The sequence below is a fragment of the Phycicoccus sp. Soil803 genome (assembly GCF_001429685.1).
Taxonomy (GTDB): domain Bacteria; phylum Actinomycetota; class Actinomycetes; order Actinomycetales; family Dermatophilaceae; genus Pedococcus.
On sequence record NZ_LMST01000001.1, the window covers coordinates 2927854 to 2948849 of the forward strand.

A 20996-nucleotide genomic window follows, 5' to 3' on the forward strand; every position below is an offset into this window, starting at 1 on the left:
GACCTGTGGACGACTACGCGCCGAACCTCAGCCTGTGGACGAGGCGTCGCGTCGCGCCGAGATCCACAGCTCGATGTTGCGGCGGTGCCGGTATATGACGACCAGCGCGAGAAGCACGCACCAGGCCCCGGTCTCGCGCGTGCCGAACGGCACCCACCGGAACCAGGTCAGCAGCCCGAGCAGGAGCAGCAACAGGCACGCGGACACCGACGCCCCGGCCACCCACCGCATCCGCCAGACGAGCAGCCCGAAGACCACCACCATCCCCAGCCCGAACCACGGCTGGACGGCCAGGATCGCCCCGAGCGAGGTCGCCACGCCCTTGCCGCCCTGCCCCCGCAGGAAGGGTGACCAGATGTGGCCGAGCACCACCGCCAGCCCGACGAAGAGGGCGGTGACCGTGCCGAGCAGCTGCTGCGCCACGAGCACGGGGACGAGGCCCTTGAGGACGTCGAGCACTCCCACGACGACACCCCAGCGGGCGCCGAGCACCCGACCCGCGTTGGTGGCGCCGGGGTTGCCCGACCCGGAGTGTCGCAGGTCCTTGCCGAGGAGCTTGGCGAGGATCGTCGCGGGGTTGACCGCACCGATGACGAAGGCCGCCAGCGACGCCACCACGGCCTCGACCAGCTCCCCCGTCGACACGTCCGCGACTGCGGTCATGGCGCAGGCCGGGGCGACACCGCGACAGCGATGGTGCCCGGCCCCACGTGGGCCCCGACCACCGCGCCGAGCTCGACGACCCGCACGTCTCCGTCGTCCGGGAGCTCCTCGAGGCGAGCGGTCAGCCGCGCGGCCAGGTCGTCGGCCCGGGACTGCGAGTCGAGGTGGTGGACCGCGATGTCGACTCCGGTTTCGGACTTCTCGACGGCCGACACCGCGAGCTCCTCGAGCCGGGCCAGGGCGCGCGACGACGTGCGCACCTTCTCCAGCGGGCGGATGTGCCCGTCGACGAGTCCGAGGATGGGCTTGATAGCCAGGGCGGACCCGAGGAAGGCTGAGGCGGAGCCGATTCGACCACCTCTGCGCAGGTGCTCGAGCGTGTCGACGTAGAACACGACGGTCGAGGCCTCCGCGCGCGAACGCGCCTGTGCTGCAACGTCCTCCAACGACCCACCCTGCTCGGCCAGCTGGGCGGCCGACATCACGGCATACCCCATGGCCATGCCCAGGGAGCGGGAGTCGACGACCGTGACCGGCACGGGCGACTGCTGCGCGGCGAGGTGGGCGGACTCGACGGTCGAGGACATGTCGGCGGAGATGTGCACCGACACGATGCCCTCCGCTCCTCCGGCCGCCGCCTTCTCGTAGGCGTCGAGGAAGGACTGCGGCGACGGTCGCGAGGTCGACACCGGCTTGAAGGAGCGCAGCGCCGCCGCGACCTCCGCGGTGGTGATGTCCACGCCCTCGCTGAACTCCGTGCCGCCGACGATGACGTGCAGCGGCACGACCTGGATCGAGTGCGCGTCGACGACCGAGTCCGGCAGGTATGCCGTGGAGTCAGTGACGATCGCGACGCTCACCTGCGCAGGCTATCGGTGCCGGCGGCATACCGCGGGCGCACACCTCGCCACAAGGGCCGGCCTCACGTCGGCTTCACCCCGGAACGTTGACCTTCACCCCGGAACCGTTCCGGGGTGAAGGTCAACCTTGTCCCTAGACCCGATAAAGCTGGGGCAGGTGGGGCGAAGGTCAGGCGGGGACGACGTTGACCAGCTTGGGCGCCCGCACGATGACGGTGCGGATGCCTGCCTCGGTGGCGGCGACCACCTTGGGCAGCGCCAGCACCTGCTCGCGCAGCGCGTCCTCGGTGATGTCGGCGGGCACCTCCAGGCGGTCGCGCACCTTGCCCTTGATCTGCACCACGCAGGTGACGGTGTCCTCCACCAGCAGCGCCGGGTCGGCCACCGGGAAGGTCCCGAAGGTGATCGACTCGTCGTGGCCCAGTCGCTGCCACAGCTCCTCGGCGATGTGCGGGGCCAGCGGCGCGACCATGACGACCAGCTTCTCGGCGGCCTCACGCGGCACCGCGTCGAGCTTGGTCAGCGCGTTGTTGAGCTCGATCAGCCGCGCGATCGCGGTGTTGAAGCCCAGCGTCGGGAAGTCCTTCGAGACCGCGTCGATGGTGCGGTGCAGCGCCCTGGCCGTCGCGTCGTCCAAGGGCGCGTCGACGACCCGCACCTCGCCGGTCTCCTCGTCGATGACGTTGCGCCACAACCGCTGCAGGAACCGCTGCGCCCCGACGACGGCACGCGTCTCCCAGGGCTTGCTCAGCTCCAGCGGACCCATCGACATCTCGTAGACGCGCAGGGTGTCGGCGCCGTACTGCTCGAACATCTCGTCCGGGCTGACGACGTTCTTCAGCGACTTGCCGATCTTGCCGTACTCGCGGGTGACCGACTGGCCGTTCCACGTGTACGTCACCTCGCCGCTGTCCGGGTCGGTCGCCTCGACCACCTCTGACGACTCGACCGGCTGGCCGCGGTCGTCGCGGTAGGCCGCCGCCTGGATGTAGCCCTGCGAGAAGTACTTGCGGAACGGCTCGTCGCTCGTCACGTGGCCCAGGTCGTACAGCACCTTGTGCCAGAAGCGGGCGTAGAGCAGGTGCAGCACCGCGTGCTCGACGCCACCGATGTACAGGTCGACGCCACCGGGGTCGGTGACACCCGCGGGCGCCGTCGCGACCGGAGTCGATCGCGGGCCCATCCAGTAGGCCTCGTTCGCGGGGTCGACGAACGCCTCGTCGTTCGCGGGGTCCAGGTAACGCAGGTAGTACCAACAGGACCCGGCCCAGTTGGGCATCGTGTTGGTCTCGCGTCGGTACTTGCGCACGCCCCGGCCGTCACCCAGGTCCAGCTCGACGTTGACCCAGTCCTCGACGCGTCCCAGCGGCGGCTCGGGCTGGCTGCTCGCGTCCTCTGGCTCGAAGGTCTTGGGCGAGTAGTCGGGCACGTCGGGCAGCTCGACCGGCAGCATCCACTCGGGGACCGCGTGGCTCACGCCGTCCTCGTCGAACACGATCGGGAACGGCTCGCCCCAGTAGCGCTGGCGGCTGAACAGCCAGTCGCGCAGCTTGTAGCTCACCGTCGGCTGCCCGAATCCCTTGGCCGCCAACCACTCGATGATCGTGGCCTTGGCCTCGGCGACACCCAGCCCGTCGAGCGACACCTCGTCGTTGGCCGAGTTGACCGCCGGGCCCTCACCCGTGAACGGCTCGTCGTCCGGGTGACCCTCTGACGGCTGCACGGTGCGGATGATCGGCAGCCCGAACTGCTCGGCGAACTCCCAGTCGCGGTGGTCCTGACCGGGCACCGCCATGATCGCTCCCGTGCCGTAGCCCATCAGCACGTAGTCGGCCATGAAGACGGGAATCTGTTGTCCGTTCACGGGATTCGTCGCGAAGGCTCCGGTGAAGACACCGGTCTTGTCCTTGCCCTCGGTCTGCCGCTCCACCTCGCTCTTGCGCGAGGCAGCCAGCCGGTATGCCGCGACGGCGGCTTCCGGCGTCGTCTCGCCACCGGTCCACGCCGGGTTGGTGCCGTCCGCCCACTCGCCCTGCGGGACGATCTCGTCGACCAGCGGGTGCTCCGGCGCCAGCACCATGAAGGTGGCCCCGAACAGCGTGTCGGGTCGGGTGGTGAAGACCTCGATCGAGGCATCGCGGCCCACGACGGGGAAGGCGACGCGCGCGCCCTGGCTGCGCCCGATCCAGTTGCGCTGCATGGCCTTGACCTTGTCCGGCCAGTCGACGCGGTCGAGGTCGTCGGCCAGCCGGTCGGCATACGAGGTGATCCGCATCATCCACTGGCGCAGGTTGGTCTTGAAGACCGGGAAGTTGCCCCGCTCGGAGCGCCCGTCGTTGGTGACCTCCTCGTTGGACAGCACGGTGCCCAGGCCGGGGGCCCAGTTGACCGGTGCCTGTGAGGTGTAGGCCAGCCGGAAGTCGTCGAGGATCTCGGACCGCTCAGCCGGTGACAGCTCGGACCAGCGCTGACCACCCGGGGTCGGGCGGTCACCGGACTCGAACTGCTCGACCAGCTCGGTGATCGGGCGGGCCCGCCCCGTGCCGCCGTCGGGCCGCACGGCCTCGGGGTCGTACCACGCGTCGTAGATCTGGGTGAAGATCCACTGCGTCCACTTGTAGTAGCCGGGGTCGATCGTCGCGATGGAGCGCCGGTCGTCATGACCCAGCCCCAGCCTGCGCAGCTGGCGCTTCATCACGACCATGTTGTCCTCGGTCGTCTTGCGAGGGTGCTGACCCGTCTGCACGGCATACTGCTCGGCCGGCAGGCCGAAGGCGTCGTAGCCCAGGCAGTGCAGGACGTTCTTGCCGGTCATCCGGTGGTAGCGCGCGAAGACGTCGGTCGCGATGTAGCCCAGCGGGTGGCCGACGTGCAGCCCCGCGCCGCTGGGGTAGGGGAACATGTCGAGGACGAGCAGCTTCTCGCGGCCGGCGACCTTCTCCGGCTCGGCCCACGGGCCGGCGGGGTTGGGCGCGTGGAAGGTGCCCTCCTCCTGCCAGCGGTCCTGCCAGGCCAGCTCGATCTGCTGGGCCAGCTCGGCGGTGTAGCGGTGCGGCGTCTCGCTCATCTCATCCTCACGTCTGTTGGTCGCTTTCCCCTGTCGTGTCGGGTGCCCACCTGACCCCCGACACAGAACAACCCCTCACGCAGGAGGGGTTGGCCGCGGTGACGTGGACCTGTGGTCCGAAGCGTCAACGCGGCTCGGGAAGAAGCAGCGACCGTGCCATGCGCTCAGGCTACCGCAGCGGGCGCGGGAGCAGCCACGTGCCCACTGCCCGCGAGGAGGCCGAGCGACTCCTCTTCAGGCTACGCAGATCGGACGATGCCGTGGACGATGCGAGGTCGTACGTTCGGGCCATGGACAGCACCCGTGGCCCGGCGGCCTGGCTGCGACGCGTCGCACCGGTGTCGGGGGCCGTGGGCGGTCTGGTCTTCTTCGGTTACTGGTCCGTGCGGGCCCGCGAGGTCACCCTCCCACCCCTCGCCGGCGCACTGCTCGATGTGGCGACCTTCCTGCTCCTCGGCACCGCCGTGCTCGGCTACCTGCTGGCCGAGGGACTCGACACCGGCTCCTGGGTCGGCTGGGCGGGCTTCACGGTGTTGCTCCAGGGTCTGCTGTACTCGCCCCCTGCCGTGTGCTTCGGATTCGTCCTCCTCGGGATCTCCATCGCCCGCTCGAAGGTCCATCCCCGTGCGCCGGGGGCGCTCCTGGCGGCCAGCGGCCTCGCGCTCCTCTGGACGGTCTACTACTCGTCCGGCTTCGACCGCAGCCACGCCGACCTGGGCCTGGTGTCCAAGGCCGTGATGGGTGCCGCGCTGGTCGGTGTCGCAGCCGCGTTGGTCGACCTGCTCCTCCTGGAGCACGACCCGGACGGTCACCTCGGGGAGCCCCGCCACGTCGGAGGCGCCTGACCCCGGTGAGGTTTGGGCGGCGGGGTCGCGGGGTAGGGCACAGGCTCGGGACGCGAACCGCCTTGCGTCCCGCCCCCATTCACTTCAGGAGTCCCCATGTCCAGCGACGCCATCGTCATCCTCAAGGACGACCACAAAGAGGTCCGCGCCCTCTTCCGCGAGTTCGAGAAGTCCACGACCACGAAGGCCCGCAAGGGGACCATCGTCAAGAAGGTCATCGAGCTGCTGACCGTCCACACGTACATCGAGAACGAGGTGATGTACCCCGAGGTGCGCCGCCTGCTGCCCCAGCTCGAGGACGACGTGCTCGAGTCGTACGAGGAGCACCACGTCGCCGATGTCCTCGTGATGGAGCTCGCGGCTCTCAAGCCCGGCGACGAGCGGTTCGAGGCGAAGACCACCGTGCTCATCGAGAACGTCCGGCACCACATGGACGAGGAGGAGCAGGACTGGTTCCCGAAGGTCCGCGACGGACTGGGGCGCAACCAGCTCCGTGACCTCGGCGCCCAGCTGCTCGAGGCGAAGCGCAAGGCACCTCGTTCCCCCGCCCAGCCCAGCGCGCTCGCGAAGGCCGTCGACGCGGTGGTGTCCTGAGACGTGGCCCAACCCGCCCACCCGGGTCCGGATCTCCCGGACCTGCTCGACCAGCTTGCCCTCGCGCACGACGCCGCCAGCCCTCCCGAGGAGATCGCGGAGGCGTTGGAGTCGATGGTGCTCCACCCCGACTACCCGTGCCTCGGCGCCCGTTCGGTCTTCAACCGGGACCGGGCCACCGTCGTCGTCCTCGAGCGGCTGGCCACCGAGGCCAGCACGCAGACCCTGCTCCGCGCCCTGACGGACTTCGGTCGGGAGACCGACCGCGCGGCCGGCTTCGCGTCGCTCGTCGCCGTGTTCCGGGCGTCCGAGGTCTCGGGCGAGCCCGAGTTCGAGGCGCTCCTGTGGCGACAGCTGGAGCTGCTGTACGAAGCCGACAGCCAGCCGTGGGACCCGCGGGTCTCCGACGACCCCGACAACCCCCACTTCGCCTTCAGCGTCGGAGGAACGGCCTTCTTCGTCGTCGGTCTGCACCCGCAGTCGTCCCGCATCGCCCGACGCACGCCGTTGCCCACCCTGGTCTTCAACCTGCACGAGCAGTTCGAGGAGCTTCGCGCCTCGGACCGGTTCGGGCGGATGCGTGACACCATCAGGCGCCGCGACGCAGAGCTCCAAGGGTCTCTGAACCCGATGGTCGCCGACCACGGACGGAGCTCCGAGGCCAGGCAGTACTCCGGGCGGTCCGTGCCCGAGGACTGGGCGGCGCCGGCCAGCTTCGATGACGAGGAGACCCCGTGAGTGAGACGACGACCTTGGCACCGCAGACCGGCACCGGTTTCCTGCTCCGGGCGGGCGAGCTGCTGACTGTCGTCGATCCGCAGGGCGGACAGGTCAGCGACCTGTTCTGCTTCGCCGCAGACGACCACGACGAGAAGCTGTCGAGCGGCCGGACGATCGACTACGCCAACACGATCTTCCTCACGACGGGTCACACCCTCTACAGCAACCGGAGCCGCCCGATGCTGACGGTGGTCGAGGACACCTGCGGCCGGCACGACTTCCTGCTCACACCGTGCAGCCAGGACACCTTCGACCTGCTCTACCCGGAGTTCGACGGCGCCTACCACCCGAGCTGCCTGGAGAACCTGTCGACGGGACTGGCGCCCTTCGGGGTCCGACCGGACGAGATCGGGACGACCCTCAACATCTTCATGAACGTGTGGCCCGAGCCGGGTGGTGAGCTGCACATCGACCCTCCTACGTCCGTCGCGGGAGACCGGTTCGTGGTGCGCGCCGAGATGGATCTGCACGTCGGGCTGACGGCCTGCTCTGCCGAGAAGTCCAACGGGGGCGTGTGCAAGCCCATCGAGTTCTCCCTGACGCGGGAGCGCGAGACGGGGGTCGGGGCAGCCCCAGCGTCAGCGCAGGCCGGCGCATGACCGGCGACCTGCCCACGCCGCAGGTGGGGTTGGTGGAGGACGCTGTACCCGGTGGGCGCGGTTCGGGTGATACTGACCCCATGGAGACACGCATCCCCCACGAGGCCACTGAGGCCTTCGCCGCCCTCGCCGAGCTCGTGTACGCGGGGTCAGGCTCTGACGAGATCCTGACAGCGATCTGCCAGACGGCCGTGGACGTCATCCCCGGGGCCGACCACGCGTGCATCTCGACCCTCGACGCCAACGAGCAGCTGCGGACCCGCGCCGCCTCCGACGACGTGGCACGGCAGATGGACCGACTGGAGTCCGAGGCACATGAGGGACCGTGTGTGGATGCGATCGTGGAGGACTCCGTCCAGCACGACTCCGACATCAGCTCCGGTTCGAAGTGGCCGCGGCTGGCCGAGCTGACCCTGGCGCGCACCCCGGTCCGCGGCATGATCGGCTACCAGCTCATGGACGGACTCGGCAGCCGGGCCGCGTTCAACGTCTTCTCCGACACCCCCGGCGCCCTCACCAAGGAGTCGGTCGACGTCGGGGCCGTCCTCGCCGCCTTCACCTCCGTGTCGCTCGCGGCGTCCGAGCGGCAGACCACTGCGGAGAACCTCCGCAAGGGCCTTGAGAGCAACCGCGAGATCGGAAAGGCGATCGGTCTGCTGATGGCAGCCCACCAGGTCAGCGACACCGAGGCCTTCGAGATCCTCCGGAGCGCCTCGAGCCGCACGAACACCAAGCTCGCTGCCCTGGCCGAGAAGATCAACGAGAGCCACCGCGCCACCTTGTCCTGAGCGACCCGGGGCGACAGGGGGTCGCCATTGTCGGCGTGACGGGTTACGTTGACCTGAGAAGTCCAGAGCCGGTCAAGCCATGCGCCTGCTGCCCCAGTCGGGTCGCCCATGGCGCTCGACGCCCCTTTCCGAAGGTCAGCCTTGAGCCTCGTCGTCGCCTCTGTCCCCTCAGGTCACGTCTACGTGCGGCACCTGTCGCCGCCCGCACCCGACCGCACCCGCGTGGTGCGTCTGCCCGACCCGCCCGCAGACAGCTCCCCCGACTCGCCGTGGTGGCCGCCGCGCATGCTCACGAGCGCCTGGGTCGACGAGCACGCGGCCGACTTCGACCTGATGCACGTCCACTTCGGCTTCGACGCGCTGTCGCCGGACGACCTGCGCGACGTCGTCGACGCCCTGCACCGCCACGACAAGCCGCTCGTCCTCACTGTGCACGACCTGCGCAACCCCCACCACGAGGCTGCGGAGCTCCACGACGCGCAGCTGGGGGTGCTCGTGGCGGCAGCCGACGCCCTGATCACGCTCACCCCCGGGGCGGCTGCGACGATCCGGGCCCGGTGGGGTCGCGACGCGACCGTCCTCCCCCACCCCCAGGTCGTGCCTGACGAGTGGCTCCGCCGTCCGCGCGCGCCGCGCGAGGCGTTCGTGGTCGGGCTCCACGCCAAGAGCCTGCGCGCCAACATGGACCCCCTGCCCCTCGTCGAGGCGCTGGTCCAGGCGATGCCGGGTATGCCGGGTGCCCGCCTCCGCGTGGACGCCCACACCGACGTCATGACAGCCGGTTTCCCGCGCCACGAGCCGGTCTTCGCTTCGCGGCTCACCGCTCTGGCCGAGCGTGGCGCGCTGGAGCTGAAGGTGCACGACTACTTCAGCGACGACGAGCTCTGGGGCTACCTCCAGGGCCTCGACGTCTCCGTGCTCCCCTACCAGTTCGGCACCCACTCGGGCTGGCTGGAGGCGGGACACGACCTGGGCACCTGGGTCGCCGCTCCGGACTGCGGCTTCTACGCCGAGCAGCGTCCCTGCCTGAGCTATGCCGCAGACGGCCCCGAGCGCACCACCTCCCTCGTCACAGCCGTGCGCACGGCCCACTCCAACTGGCTGGCCGGCGGGACCGCACCGCGCGCGTCGGTGGCCACGCGGCACACCGAACGCCGCCACGTCGCCCGCGCGCACGAGCAGGTCTATGCGGCCGCACTGGCTCGGAGGCTCGCATGCACGTCGTGATCCTGGCCGCCGCGAGGCACCCGCTCCGCCAGCCGTTCGCCGGCGGGCTCGAGTCGCTCACCTGGGCGCTCGTCCGGGGCCTGCGCGAGCGAGGTGTCGACGTGACGCTCTTCGCCGGCCCGGGGAGCGACCCGGCCCTTGGGGCCCGCGAGCTCACCGTGCGTCCGCTCGAGCTCAGCGAGCTCGCCCGCTCCGACGTGTCGATGCCTCCCGAAGCGTGGCTGCGCGAACACCACGCCTACCTCCAGGTGATGCTCGAGCTGCGCGACCGCTCGGACGTCGACGTGATCCACAACAACAGCCTGCACTTCCTGCCCCTCGCCCTGGCCCAGTCCTGCGCGGCCCCGATGCTCACGACGCTGCACACGCCCCCGACGCCCTGGCTGGAGCCCACCATCGGCCTGATGGACCAGGGCCGCAGCCGCTTCGTGGCCGTGAGCCACCACACCGCACGGCAGTGGGCGCACGTGACCTCGGCCGCCGTCGTGCACAACGGTGTCGACACGTCGGTCTGGGCTCCCGGACCCGGCGGCGACGCGCTCGTCTGGGTCGGCCGCATCGTGCCCGAGAAGGCGCCGCACGAGGCGATCCGCATCGCGCTGGCCAGTGGCCGCCACCTGCGCCTCGCCGGCCCGGTCGGCGACGCTGACTACTTCCAGTCGAAGGTCGAGCCGCTGCTCGGACCGACGGTCGACTACCTGGGGCACCTGGACGTGCCGGCGCTGCGAGACCTGGTCGGCTCCAGCGCTGCCCTCGTCGTCACGCCGGAATGGGACGAGCCGTACGGGCTGGTCGCCGCTGAGTCGCTGGCCTGCGGGACGCCCGTGGTGGGCTACCGGCGGGGCGGGCTGCCCGAGTTCGTCGCTCCGCACTGCGGGGTGCTGGTCGAGCCGGGCGACGTGGACGCGGCCGCGGCGGCTGTCGACGGGGTCTGCACCCTGGACCGGCAGCGCTGCCGGGAGCACGCCGAGAGCGACTGTTCCCTGGACGCCATGGTCGACGCCTACCTCGCCCACTACGTGCGGCTGACCTCGACCATCGGCCGGGCGGCGTGATCGGCTACTACGCCCACCACCAGGGCGTGGGCCACCTGACCCGTCTGCAGTGCGTCGCCGCCGCGCTGGACGAACCGGTCTGGGGTCTCAGCTCCGCGCCGGCACCAGAGGGCTGGAGCTCGGGCTGGACCCAGCTCGCGCGTGACGACGACCAGGACCCGGACGTCGTTGCCCGGCACGGCGACCCGAGCGCGCACGGGGTCCTCCACTGGGTGCCCCGCGGAGATGCCGGGCTGGCGCGGCGCTCGGCCCAGATCACGGCCTGGGTCGTCGAGCACCAGCCCCGGGCAGTCGTCGTGGACGTCTCCGTCGAGGTCGCGCTGCTCGTGCGGCTCTGTGGCGTGCCGACGGTCGTCGTCGCCATGCCGGGCGAACGCCGCGACCGCGCCCACCGCCTCGCCTACGACACCGCCGACGCGCTGCTCGCCCCCTGGCCCAAGGGGACTCATGACACCTCGTGGCCGAGCGAGTGGGCCATGAAGGCGTGGTTCGTCGGCGGCATCTCTCGGTTCGACCACCTCCGGCCGTCACCGCCTCCCCCACTCGCTCCCGTCGATGGGGGCACGGTGCTGGTGCTCTGGGGCGCCGGCGGTCGGACGACCACGGCCGCAGACCTCGAGGCAGCCAGGGCGGCGACGCCGTCCTGGACCTGGGTCGAGCGCTCCCCCGGCGTCCCCTCCGACACGCCCCTCTGGGAGCAGCTCCAGCAGGCGGACGTGGTCGTCACGCACGCCGGTCAGAACGCCGTGGCGGAGGTGGCCGCCGCCCGGCGTCCGGCGGTCGTCGTCGCGCAGCCACGGCCCTTCGACGAGCAGGGCGCCACCGCCCGCCAGGTCGAGGCACAAGGGATCGCGGTGGGCTGTGACGCCTGGCCGCCCGCCGACGCCTGGCCGGGGCTGCTGCGGCTCGCGCTGTCGCGGGGCGGAGCGGGGTGGGCGCGGTGGTCGACCGGCCACGGCGCCGCAGACGCGGCCACCCGGCTGAGCACCGTCGGCCTCCCCGTCCCGGTGCGCGGATGAGCCGCCCACGCACCGCGGTGGTGACCATCGCGCACGGTCGCCACGAGCACCTGCGTGGACAGGGCTGGGGTCTGCTCCAGCAGACCCAGCAACCCGATGACTACGTCGTCGTCGCCATGGGCGACCCCGACATCGCCGACGTGGCACACGAGCAGCACCCGGACGCCCTCGTGGTCGAGCTGCCGGCGGACCCCGCCGACCTGCCCCTGGCCCGCGCCCGCAACGCCGGCGCCGAGGCCGCCGTCGCGGCGGGGGCGGAGGTGCTGGTCTTCCTCGACGTCGACTGCATCCCCGAGCCGACGACGGTGGAGCGGTATGCCGCCGTGCTGGCTTCCGACCTCGCGTCAGCGCCTGTGGTGGCCTGCGGCGAGGTGCGCTACCTGCCAGCGGTGGCGCACCCGCGCGACTACCGCCTCCCCGGGCTGGCCGAGCGTGCCGAGCCGCACCCGAGCCGTCCCGCACCGGTGCGTGACGCCGTCCTGGCGGGAGCGGACGTCAGGTTGTTCTGGTCGCTGTCGTTCGCCGTGACAACGCCGGACTGGGAGGCGTTGGGTGGTTTCGACGAGGCCTACTCCGGCTACGGGGCGGAGGACACCGACTTCGGCCAGCGGCTCGCGGCCGCCCACGGTGAGCTGCTCTGGGTCGGCGGCGCCGCGGCATACCACCAACACCACGGCAGTGAGGTGCCTCCGGTCCGTCACCTGCACTCGATCGTGCGCAACGCCAACGTGTTCCGGGACCGTTGGGGCTGGTTCCCGATGGAGGGCTGGCTGGCCGAGTTCGAGGCGCGCCACCTCGCCGAGCTGGACCCGGCCACCGGTCACTGGCGCGTCAAGACCTGACGCCACCGGTTGCCGCCCGGCACGAGTGCGTCAGTGCGCGGGCGACGACAGCTGCGCCATCAGGTGCGGGATCCAGGGCAGCACGTCCCGCGCGAGGAAGCCCAGGGGCGCCTCGTGCTCGCTGACCGCCCTGCCAGCCTTGAGGTGGAGCGCCGCGCCCCAGGCAGCAGCACCCTCGGCCGGGACGCCACGGGCGAGGAGGCCGGCGACCACGCCGGCCTTCACGTCGCCCGACCCGGCCACCCCCAGTCCGGGCACTCCCGGGTGGCGCCAGACGACCTCTGACCGCGGTGCTGCAACGTAGGTGGTCTCACCACCCGCGACGACCGTGGCACCGGACCGGTCCGCGAGCTCGGCGCAGCACTCCGCTGCCCTGTCCGCGACCTCGGCCTCGTCCAGTCCAAGGGTCTCGGCGAGCTCGGAGTCGTTGGGTGTCAGGACGACTCTCCCGTGGAGGTGGGCCACCCCGTCGGGGTGTTCGGTCAGGTAGGACATGGCCAACGCGTCCAGCACCACCGGGCAGTCCAGTCGCGGCACCAGCGCCTCAAGCAGCTCGTTGGCCGCGTCCGGCGACAGGAGCCCGGGCCCCAGCAACAGGGCGTCGCACCCGGCGGCCAGGTCGACGACCTGGTCGACCGACGTAGCGGCGATCTCACCGTCCCCCCTCTCCGGAAGGGCGGTCACCAGCGCCTCGGGGAGGGCGACGCTCACGGCGACGGCCACGCTCTCCGCGGTGGCGACCTGGGGCTTGCCCGCCCCGGCTCGCATCGCCGCCTCAGCCGCCAGGAGCACCGCCCCGGGGGTGCGCCGGCTACCTCCCACGACGACCACCCGACCGCGGCCCTCCTTGCCCCCCTCCGGTTCCGGAAGCGGCCACGCACGGAGCTGCGCTGCGTCGAGGTCACGGACGGTGCGGCTCACGACGCGCTGCCCCGCCCTGCGTGCTCCGGTTCCTTCGTCGGCGTCGCGCCTCGCGCCTGCACCACCGCGGACGACGCGTACTCGACGAGCTCTGGGACGCCCGCCGGCCCGCGTCGGTACGTGGTGGTCGAGGCGTTGGGGACGTCCACCGTGCGGTCGAGCTCCAGCACCGCGGTCTCGTCCATCCCCTCCAGCACGTAGCGGAAACAGGTGATCACGGCCTGGTGGGTGAAGATCCACAGCCGGTCGGTGGCCGGCCGGGTGCCGACGTCGCTCAGGAACGACCGCACCCGCAGGGCGACGTCACACCAGCTCTCACCGCCGGGCGGACGGTAGTAGAACTTCCCGAGGTGTTCGCGCCGGCGCGCCTCGTCGCCGTACTCGGCACGGATCCCGGTGCCGGTGAGACCGTCGAACAGCCCCAGCTCGCGCTCGCGCAGCCGTTCGTCCCGCATCACCGAGGTGGCGAGCCCAGCCTTGGCGAGCGCCAGCTCTGCGGTGTCCGCACTCCGTCGGTACGGCGAGCTCACGACCGCAGTGGGCCTCGCGGTCGCGTCCAGGTCCCTGAGGTGCCGGCCCAGGGCGTCCGCCTGCTCGCGCCCCGTGTCCGAGAGGGGGACGTCCGCGTCACGGTCCTGCAGGTCGAGCCGCGCGGACCCGGCCTGCCGGGCCGCGCGGTCCGCCAGGTTGCCGATGCTCTCGGCGTGACGGACCAGGACCAGGCTGGCCGGTCCGAGTCGCTGCATGTCGAGCACGAAGCTCTCCCTCCTCGCGAGCGCCGCGTGGGCCGCTCCCGTGTCCGGTGGATGTGCCTGCTTCCTGCCTGCTACCCGGTCGGCTCCCCGACAAACCAGCGCGGTCGCCGGGGGGAGGGAGGAGCCGGGCCGGCCGGATCCACCTCGCCCACCGCCGCGTCTCCGTTTCCCCGGCCGTCCCGGGGGTAGGGGCTGCCTGAGGCGCGCCACTCGGCTCCAACAGCGCGGGTCGGGTGGCGCGTCGACCTGTGGTGCGCGTTTGGATCCGGGCGGGTCGGGTAACGGTGGAGGAAGCACCATGGGGCAGGCCGGGTGCGACGCCACCCGAGGAGACGCGCATGACCACCGCGACCGGTTCCATCACCCACCCCGACTCGAGCTGGTCCGACGAGCTGGCCACCTACCTGGGTCCGGGATGCTTCCCCGCCACGCACGACCGGCTGGCCGCCACGCTGATCGAGCGACATGCACCCAGCCACCTCTGGTGGCGCCTCTCAGTCGCTCCCAGGACCCGGGACTTCCAGTCGCTCGAGGACCTCGTCGGACACCTGGAGGCGTCCGGGCACGGTCCGTCGCTGGGCAGCATCGAACCCCTCTCCTGAACCAGTGGCTCGGCCGCAGGGCGATCGGGCTCCCGCCGTGCAGGCGTCACGGCGCGGAGAGATCCGCATCGGCACGTCCGGCTGGCGCTACCCCTCGTGGCGCGGTGACTTCTACCCGGTGGGGCTGCGCCAACGTGACGAGCTCGCCCACCTGGCCAGCCAGCTCAACGCGGTCGAGATCAACGGCTCCTTCTACTCGCTGCAGCGACCGACCAGCTACGCCGCCTGGGCCGAGCAGGTGCCGGACGACTTCGTCTTCGCGGTCAAGGGTGGCCGGTTCATCACCCACATGCGCCGCCTCGTCGACGTGCAGCCGGCCCTGGCCAACTTCTTCGCCTCCGGCGTGCTCGCCCTCGGCGCCAAGCTGGGCCCGGTGCTGTGGCAGCTGCCCGCGAGCCTGCCCTTCGACGAGCAGCTCCTCAGCGACTTCTTCCGGCTGCTCCCCCGAACCACCGACGACGCGGGTGCGCTCGCCAGGACGCACGACGCCAAGCTCGACGAGGCGCGCACCCTGACCGCTCCCCTCGTCGACGCTCCGATCCGTCACGCGCTCGAGCCCAGGCACGAGAGCTTCCACTCGTCACCAGCACGAGAACTGTTGCAGCGCAACGGTATCGCCATGGTGCTGTCAGACAGCGCCGGCACCTGGCCGCAGTTCGACGTCGTCACCTCCGACCTGGTCTACGTGCGCCTCCACGGAGACACCGAGCTCTATCGCAGCGGCTACTCGCCGGCCTCGCTGGAGGCCTGGGCGAGCAGGACCCGTGCGTGGGCCGATCAGGGACTCGACGTCCACGTCTACTTCGACAACGACGCGCGCGGGCACGCCCCGCATGACGCCAAGGCGCTGCTCGGCCTCCTGCAGGCCGATTCCGAGACCATCCGATAAATCGGGCGTTTCGACGTTTGCGCAGGTCAGGACCGGGCATCCCCCTTCTACCGGCGGTCGCGAAGGACCGCCTGTCCAGCACTCGTTGACAGAACAGGAATGGACATGAGCGACATCTACGGAACGACAAGTACGCCTGAGGACGCCACCCGCGAGCTCGGCACGGTGGATGTCTCCCCCGCGTCGGGCACCGACAGCTATGGCACCGACAGCCACGGCACCGACAGCCCCATCGGCTCCAGCCCCACGAGCACCAGCGACCTGAGCAACAGCGACCTGAGCAACAGCGACACGAAGCAGGTCGCCAAGGACGAGGCTCTTGCCACGGGCCAGCAGGCCAAGGACGGCGCGCAGCACGTCGCCGAGGTCGGCAAGGACGAAGCCAAGAAGGTGGTGCAGGAGACCGGCCAGCAGGCCAAGCAGCTGTGGCAGCAGACGCGCAGCGAGCTCCTCGACCAGAGCGCACAGCAGCAGACGCGGGTGGCGGAGGGACTGCGGTCCCTGAGCCGGGAGCTCTCCGGCATGGCCACCAGCAGCGAACAGCAGGGCGTCGCGAGCGACCTCGCCCAGCAGGCCTCCCAGCGCATGGGTGATGTGGCAGGCTGGCTCGACCAGCGCGACCCCGGCTCTCTCGTGACCGAGGTCAAGCAGTTCGCCCGCCAGCGACCCGGCACGTTCCTGGCCGCGGCAGCCCTCATCGGCGTCGTCGGCGGGCGGTTGAGCCGCGGTCTCGTGGCCGACCACCACGACCAGGCAGCGGAGGACGACCAGCACGTCGCGAACGCGGCCGCCTACAGCGGCACCCACACCGGGACCACGGGGACCACGGGGACCGGGACCACCGGGACCACCACCGGGACCGGGACCACCGGCGGGACTTCAAGCGCCCACACCGACACCCGTCCGACGGCCATCGCCGACCCGGACGCCTTCCCGGCATGAGCCAGGACCCACGGCTCGACGAGTCACCGCCGCGGTCGCTGAGCAATGTGGGCGACATCTTCGCCGACATCAGCCGCGACCTGTCGACCCTGATCCGTCAGGAGACCGAGCTGGCCAAGGCCGAGCTGCGCCAGTCGGCCACCAGGGCCGGCAAGGGTGCGGGCATGCTCGGCGGCGCGGCAATGGCAGGCCACTTCGTCCTGCTCTTCCTCTCGATCACCCTCTGGTGGGGGCTCGGCAACGAGATCGGCCGGGCCTGGTCGGCCCTCGTGGTGGCGCTCGTCTGGGCCGTCATCGCAGCCGTGCTGACCAGCATCGGCCGACGAGAGATCAAGCAGGTCAAGGGAATTCCACAGACGACCGAGACGGCCCGGGAGATCCCGGACGCGCTCAGAGGGAACGAGGACAAGCGATGACGAACAACCCGGATGAGATCCGTCGTGAGATCGAGGACACCCGAGGCCGACTGAGCGACGACGTCAACGCGCTCACCGAGACGGTCAGCCCGTCCAACGTCGCACGGCGTCAGGCGGACAAGGTGGCCGGCGTCGCGACGTCGGTCAAGGACCACGTCATGGGCACCGCCGACGACCTGCGTGGCACGGGTTCCGACGCGGCGTCCGCCGTGGGACACGCCCCCGGTGCGGCGGCCACGAAGGCGCGCACCAAGACGCGGGGGAACCCCCTCGCCGCCGGCCTGATCGCCCTCGGCGCCGGGTGGCTCCTCGGCTCCATGCTCCCCGCGAGCGAGAAGGAGAAGCAGGCGGCGAGCGCGCTGAAGGACAAGGCGCAGCCGCTGGTCGACGAGGCCAAGAGCGTGGCGCAGGACACCGCCCAGGAGCTCAAGGAGCCCGCCAAGCAGGCGGCCCAGAGCATCAAGGAGACCGCGACCGACGCCAAGGACACCGTCGTCCAGGAGAGCCAGAGCACCGCCGAGGACGTCAAGTCCCAGGCGCAGGACTCCGCCGACACGGTCCGCGCCACGCAGTAGCTCCGGCCCACCCGGCTCGGCGAGGGGTGGGTGCAGGAGCCCACCCCTCGCCGTCTCTGCAGCTGTAGGCACACAGGGGAAATACGGATGAAGGCACTGACCGGCGACGCGGCCCGCAGGCGCTGGGGTCGACACTGGATGGGGCCCGCAGCCGTGGTCGGCGTCGGCGCCGCGGCCGCCGCAGCCACCCACTCCCTACGGAAGAGGACCTGACATGGAGCAGCTCGACAAGGGCGTCGTCACCGTCACCCGTGAGTTCAAGGCCCCAGCCCAAGCGGTGTGGGACGTGCTCTCCGACGGCTGGTTCTACGCCACGTGGGTCGTCGGCGCGTCCCGGGTCCGAGGCGTCGACGAGGGCTGGCCTGCCGAGGGCACCCGGATCCACCACTCGTTCGGGGTGTGGCCCGCCGTCGTCAGCGACACCACCCATGTGCTCCGCAGCATCCCGCCGACCGAGCTCGTGCTGAGGGCCAAGGGCTGGCCCGCGGGCGAGGCCGAGGTCGTCATCACGGTCACCCCGGCGGGCGACGACACGTGCACCGTCGCGATGGCGGAGGATGCGGTCACCGGCCCCGGCACGCTCATGCCCCAACCGCTGCGACAGCTCGCCATCGGCCCGCGGAACGTCGAGGCGCTACGCCGGCTCGCCTACCTGGCGGAGGGCCGGCACCGGCAGGGCCTCACCCCCTGAGCAGCCGGTCCCACGCCGTGCGGGCGAGCACCCTGCGGGCCCCGCCGGTGAGCCGACCGTTGGCGCCGAGGGCCGCGCGGGCGGCGTTCCACCCGCAGGCGCCGTGGACCCCGCCCCCGGGATGCGCCGACGCACCGGCGAGGTAGAGACCCGGCACCGGCGTCTCGGGCCGCCCCAGGCCCGGGGTGGGTCGGAACACCAGCTGCTGGTGCAGGCCTGCCGTGCCGGCGTTGATCGCTCCACCGACCAGGTTGGGGTTCTCCGACTCGAGGTCGCTCGGGGACTGCACGTGCCGGGCGACCTGGCTGTCGCGGAAGCCCGGGGCCACCCGCTCGACCGCCACCTCCATCCGCTCCACGTGCTCGGCGAGCTGATCCTCCGACCACTCGTCGTGCGGCACGTGGGTGTAGGCCCAGACCGACTCGGTCCCCTCGGGAGAGCGGGTCGGGTCGGACGTCGTCATCTGCCCGAAGAGCAGGAACGGCCGCTCCGGCGTGCGCCCTACGGACAGGTCGGCGGCGAAGTCGACGAAGCCGTCCTGGTCGACGCCGAGGTGCACCGTCCCCGCGCCACGGGCGGCGTCGGCCGTCCACGGCACGGGTCGGTCGAGCGCCCAGTTCACCTTGATGGTGCCGTTGTCCCACTGGAACCGGTCGAGGTCGCGCTGCAGCCGAGCCGGCAGCGGGTGGTCGGCGAGCAGGTCCCGGTACAGCGTCGTGGCGGGCACGTCCGCGAGGACGGCCCTGGTCGCTCGCAGGAGGGTGCCGTCGGCCAGCCGGACGCCGGTGGCGCGTCCCCCGCCGGTCGTCACCGCCGTGACAGGGGTCCCGGTCAGCACGCGCACGCCACGGCTCTCGGCCCGTCGACGCAGCGCCTGCGCCAGCTCACCGGCACCGCCCTCGGGCACCGGGAAACCGACGTCCTGGCCCAGCATGCACAGCAGCCAGCCGAACATCCCGCTCCCCGCTGCGTCGGGCGGGATGTCGCTGTGCAGGGCGTTGCCGGTGAGGAGCAGGCCGGCGCCCTGACCCCGGAACCGCTCCTGCGCCAGGCGACGCACCGGCGTCACGGCCAGCCTGGCGAAGTCGAGGGTGTCGGCGAGACCGAGCCGCCGCACCATGCGGGTCGCGGACGCGACCGGCGGGAACGGGGTGAACAACGCGTCGAGCAGGGGGTCGCGGATCCGGTCCCAGCCGCGCACCAGCTCCAGCCAGGCGTCACCGTCACCGGGCGCCTCGGCCTCGAGCCCGGCCGCCGTGTCCTCCGCGCGCGAGCAGAGCAGCGCGGCGCTGCCGTCGTCGAGCGTGTGGGCGAGCACGTGCGGGGCCCGGCGCCAGACCAGGCCGTGGTCCTCGAGGTGCAGGTCGCGGATGATCGGGCTCGCGGCGGCCAGGGGGTAGAAGGCACTGAACAGGTCGGAGACGTAGCCGGGTGCCGTCACCTCGGCGCTGCGCACGGCACCGCCGACCTCGTCGTTGCGCTCGACGAGCACGACGTCCCAGCCGGCATCGGCCAGGGCGTTGGCGGCGACCAGGCCGTTGGGCCCTGCACCTATGACGACGGCGTCCACACTGCTCACGGGCGTTCGGTCCTTTCGCTGCAGGTCCGGGCGGTGTCACCACTCTGTCACCGACCGACGACGGGCGCCGTCCGACCCCCTCGCCCGTCAGGTCAGGGTCCCGAGTGCCTGCAGGACGCCGACCACCAGCAGCACCTGGGCGAGGTGGTAGGTCACCATCACCGCGAGCGCCCCGAACCGCCGCCCCCGCACGAACCGGTCCATCGCCAGGATCGCGTCGCTGACCATGAAGACCGTGGCCCCGAGCGCCACCAGGAGGTGCCCGGTCGCCCAGGCCGAGACCACCATCACCCCGATGACGCCCATGTATGCCGTGACGGCGCCTCCCAGCGCCGGTCCCCCTTCGCGCCAGGCGGCCGGGACGACGCGACGTCCCACCACGGCAGCCAGCCCCACGACCAGGGCGAGCCCGACGAGCGCGAGGGAGGCACGCGGCATACCGAGGTGGGCGAAGGCGACCACGAAGGCGACGTGGGCCAGCAGGAAGCTGGCGAGCCCGACCACGAACCTGGACTGGCTCTCCGACAGCAGGGCGACGTCACCGGCCAGGCTCAGGCCCAGCGCCACGAGCAGCCACCAGCCGGCGGCCGAGTCGGTCGCTCCGCCCACCCACGCGGTGATGACCAGGAGGACCAGGACGAGCGGCTTGGACACCCACTCGCGGCGACGGCCACGGATGGCGACGGACCACCAGTTCAGCGGCGCGACCAGCGCCACGGCGGCGAGGCTGGTGAGGGCGGCGGCGGACACGCCCCCAGCGTGACAGACGGTCAGTGGTGGTAGTCGTGCATCACGGCGTGACCCCGACCACGGGCGATCAGCCACCGGTTCACCGGCACGGTGACGACGAACGCGATGGCCAGCGACGCGGCCAGCGTGCCCCAGAACAGCCCGCTCGCCAGCCCGGCCTCCATCGCGCCGGGGACGGCCACGACGAACGCGTTGTCGACCACCTCCATCACCGAGATCGACACGGTGTCGGACGCGAACGCCACGCCGAGGGCCGCGGCCAGGGGCAGTCCGGCCCGCAGGACGGGGCGCATCGTCAGGGAGTAGCCGAAGACGAAGGCGAGCGCGACCGACAGGACCACCGTGGCGACCGAGCCCCACCCCAGCGCGGAGCCGATCACCATGCCGAGCACCTCGCCGATGGCGCAGCCGGTGAGGCAGTGGAGGGTGGCGCTGATCGCCTGGCGCCACAGGGACTCGGTCAGGTGGCCGTGCGGGTGAGTGCTCATGACGGGGCCAACCCGTACCCCCTCGGGGTATATTCCGTCGCCCGCTGAG

At 71.6% G+C, this 20996-nt stretch carries 23 protein-coding genes; 15 read left to right on the top strand and 8 right to left on the bottom strand.

What is annotated here, in order from left to right; all coding sequences use genetic code 11:
- Positions 1–27: 27 nt before the first annotated feature.
- From plsY to leuS, 3 genes are all read right to left on the bottom strand, one after another.
- Positions 28–663, bottom strand: a complete 636-nt coding sequence (gene plsY, locus ASG95_RS13445; protein WP_057377797.1) for a glycerol-3-phosphate 1-O-acyltransferase PlsY — start codon at positions 661–663, stop codon at positions 28–30.
- Entirely contained in the window at positions 660–1523 is an 864-nt protein-coding gene (locus ASG95_RS13450; RefSeq protein ID WP_056922681.1) for a DegV family protein, read from the bottom strand. Before ASG95_RS13450 ends, plsY begins: the two co-directional genes overlap by 4 nt.
- Positions 1524–1692: 169 nt before the next feature.
- Positions 1693–4590: a leucine--tRNA ligase gene (gene leuS / locus ASG95_RS13455; protein ID WP_057377798.1), complete on the bottom strand. Its 2898-nt coding sequence runs from the start codon at positions 4588–4590 to the stop codon at positions 1693–1695.
- Positions 4591–4880: 290 nt separating this feature from the next.
- Here leuS and ASG95_RS13460 point away from each other — a divergent pair, with 290 nt between their 5' ends.
- The 9 genes from ASG95_RS13460 to ASG95_RS13500 all read left to right on the top strand — a co-directional run bounded on the left by ASG95_RS13460 (position 4881) and on the right by ASG95_RS13500 (position 12339).
- Positions 4881–5435 (top strand): hypothetical protein, encoded by a 555-nt coding sequence (locus tag ASG95_RS13460; RefSeq protein ID WP_057377799.1) that lies wholly within the window; start codon positions 4881–4883, stop codon positions 5433–5435.
- 96 nt (positions 5436–5531) lie between these two features.
- Positions 5532–6029: a hemerythrin domain-containing protein gene (locus tag ASG95_RS13465; protein ID WP_056922678.1), complete on the top strand. Its 498-nt coding sequence runs from the start codon at positions 5532–5534 to the stop codon at positions 6027–6029.
- A gap of 3 nt (positions 6030–6032) precedes the next feature.
- On the top strand, positions 6033–6767 hold the full coding sequence (gntA, locus tag ASG95_RS13470; protein ID WP_057377800.1) for a guanitoxin biosynthesis heme-dependent pre-guanitoxin N-hydroxylase GntA: 735 nt from the start codon (positions 6033–6035) through the stop codon (positions 6765–6767).
- A complete protein-coding gene (locus ASG95_RS13475; RefSeq protein WP_056922676.1) occupies positions 6764–7408 on the top strand; it encodes a DUF1989 domain-containing protein in 645 nt (214 codons plus the stop codon). Before gntA ends, ASG95_RS13475 begins: the two co-directional genes overlap by 4 nt.
- A gap of 80 nt (positions 7409–7488) precedes the next feature.
- Positions 7489–8196, top strand: a complete 708-nt coding sequence (locus ASG95_RS13480; protein ID WP_056922675.1) for a GAF and ANTAR domain-containing protein — start codon at positions 7489–7491, stop codon at positions 8194–8196.
- Between the two features lie 141 nt (positions 8197–8337).
- Positions 8338–9423, top strand: coding sequence for a glycosyltransferase (locus ASG95_RS13485; protein ID WP_200961917.1), 1086 nt, complete (start codon positions 8338–8340; stop codon positions 9421–9423).
- Positions 9411–10478 carry a glycosyltransferase family 4 protein gene (locus ASG95_RS13490; RefSeq protein ID WP_057377802.1) on the top strand — a complete coding sequence of 356 codons (1068 nt, stop codon included), beginning with the start codon at positions 9411–9413 and terminating at the stop codon, positions 10476–10478. The genes ASG95_RS13485 and ASG95_RS13490 overlap by 13 nt, the downstream gene beginning before the upstream one ends.
- Entirely contained in the window at positions 10475–11497 is a 1023-nt protein-coding gene (locus ASG95_RS13495) for a glycosyltransferase (protein WP_057377803.1), read from the top strand. Before ASG95_RS13490 ends, ASG95_RS13495 begins: the two co-directional genes overlap by 4 nt.
- Positions 11494–12339 (top strand): glycosyltransferase family 2 protein, encoded by an 846-nt coding sequence (locus ASG95_RS13500; RefSeq protein ID WP_057377804.1) that lies wholly within the window; start codon positions 11494–11496, stop codon positions 12337–12339. The genes ASG95_RS13495 and ASG95_RS13500 overlap by 4 nt, the downstream gene beginning before the upstream one ends.
- A gap of 30 nt (positions 12340–12369) precedes the next feature.
- Here ASG95_RS13500 and ASG95_RS13505 read toward each other — a convergent pair whose 3' ends face one another.
- Complete coding sequence (locus ASG95_RS13505; protein ID WP_057377805.1) at positions 12370–13260, bottom strand: NAD(P)H-hydrate dehydratase; 891 nt, start codon at positions 13258–13260, stop codon at positions 12370–12372.
- A complete protein-coding gene (locus ASG95_RS13510; RefSeq protein WP_056922748.1) occupies positions 13257–14006 on the bottom strand; it encodes a histidine phosphatase family protein in 750 nt (249 codons plus the stop codon). Before ASG95_RS13510 ends, ASG95_RS13505 begins: the two co-directional genes overlap by 4 nt.
- 347 nt (positions 14007–14353) lie before the next feature.
- On the opposite strand from ASG95_RS13510, the gene ASG95_RS22095 reads away from it, so the two are divergent.
- From ASG95_RS22095 to ASG95_RS13540, 6 genes are all read left to right on the top strand, one after another.
- A complete protein-coding gene (locus ASG95_RS22095; protein WP_057377806.1) occupies positions 14354–14617 on the top strand; it encodes a hypothetical protein in 264 nt (87 codons plus the stop codon).
- A gap of 4 nt (positions 14618–14621) precedes the next feature.
- Positions 14622–15506 carry a DUF72 domain-containing protein gene (locus ASG95_RS13520; RefSeq protein ID WP_235543870.1) on the top strand — a complete coding sequence of 295 codons (885 nt, stop codon included), beginning with the start codon at positions 14622–14624 and terminating at the stop codon, positions 15504–15506.
- 105 nt (positions 15507–15611) lie between these two features.
- Complete coding sequence (locus ASG95_RS13525) at positions 15612–16448, top strand: hypothetical protein (RefSeq protein WP_157582077.1); 837 nt, start codon at positions 15612–15614, stop codon at positions 16446–16448.
- Positions 16445–16864 carry a phage holin family protein gene (locus ASG95_RS13530; RefSeq protein WP_057377809.1) on the top strand — a complete coding sequence of 140 codons (420 nt, stop codon included), beginning with the start codon at positions 16445–16447 and terminating at the stop codon, positions 16862–16864. Before ASG95_RS13525 ends, ASG95_RS13530 begins: the two co-directional genes overlap by 4 nt.
- Positions 16861–17439 (top strand): DUF3618 domain-containing protein, encoded by a 579-nt coding sequence (locus ASG95_RS13535; RefSeq protein WP_057377810.1) that lies wholly within the window; start codon positions 16861–16863, stop codon positions 17437–17439. The genes ASG95_RS13530 and ASG95_RS13535 overlap by 4 nt, the downstream gene beginning before the upstream one ends.
- A gap of 214 nt (positions 17440–17653) precedes the next feature.
- The gene (locus ASG95_RS13540; protein WP_057377811.1) at positions 17654–18130 is read left to right on the top strand and encodes an SRPBCC family protein; all 477 of its coding nucleotides are present in this window, start codon (positions 17654–17656) and stop codon (positions 18128–18130) included.
- On the opposite strand, the gene ASG95_RS13545 is transcribed toward ASG95_RS13540, so the two are convergent.
- From ASG95_RS13545 to ASG95_RS13555, 3 genes are all read right to left on the bottom strand, one after another.
- Positions 18120–19709 (bottom strand): NAD(P)/FAD-dependent oxidoreductase, encoded by a 1590-nt coding sequence (locus ASG95_RS13545; protein WP_057377812.1) that lies wholly within the window; start codon positions 19707–19709, stop codon positions 18120–18122. The genes ASG95_RS13540 and ASG95_RS13545 overlap by 11 nt on opposite strands.
- An 87-nt stretch (positions 19710–19796) precedes the next feature.
- Positions 19797–20459, bottom strand: a complete 663-nt coding sequence (locus tag ASG95_RS13550) for a lysoplasmalogenase (protein ID WP_057377813.1) — start codon at positions 20457–20459, stop codon at positions 19797–19799.
- A 20-nt stretch (positions 20460–20479) separates the two neighbouring features.
- Positions 20480–20947, bottom strand: a complete 468-nt coding sequence (locus ASG95_RS13555) for a DUF4396 domain-containing protein (protein WP_057377814.1) — start codon at positions 20945–20947, stop codon at positions 20480–20482.
- Positions 20948–20996: the final 49 nt, after the last annotated feature.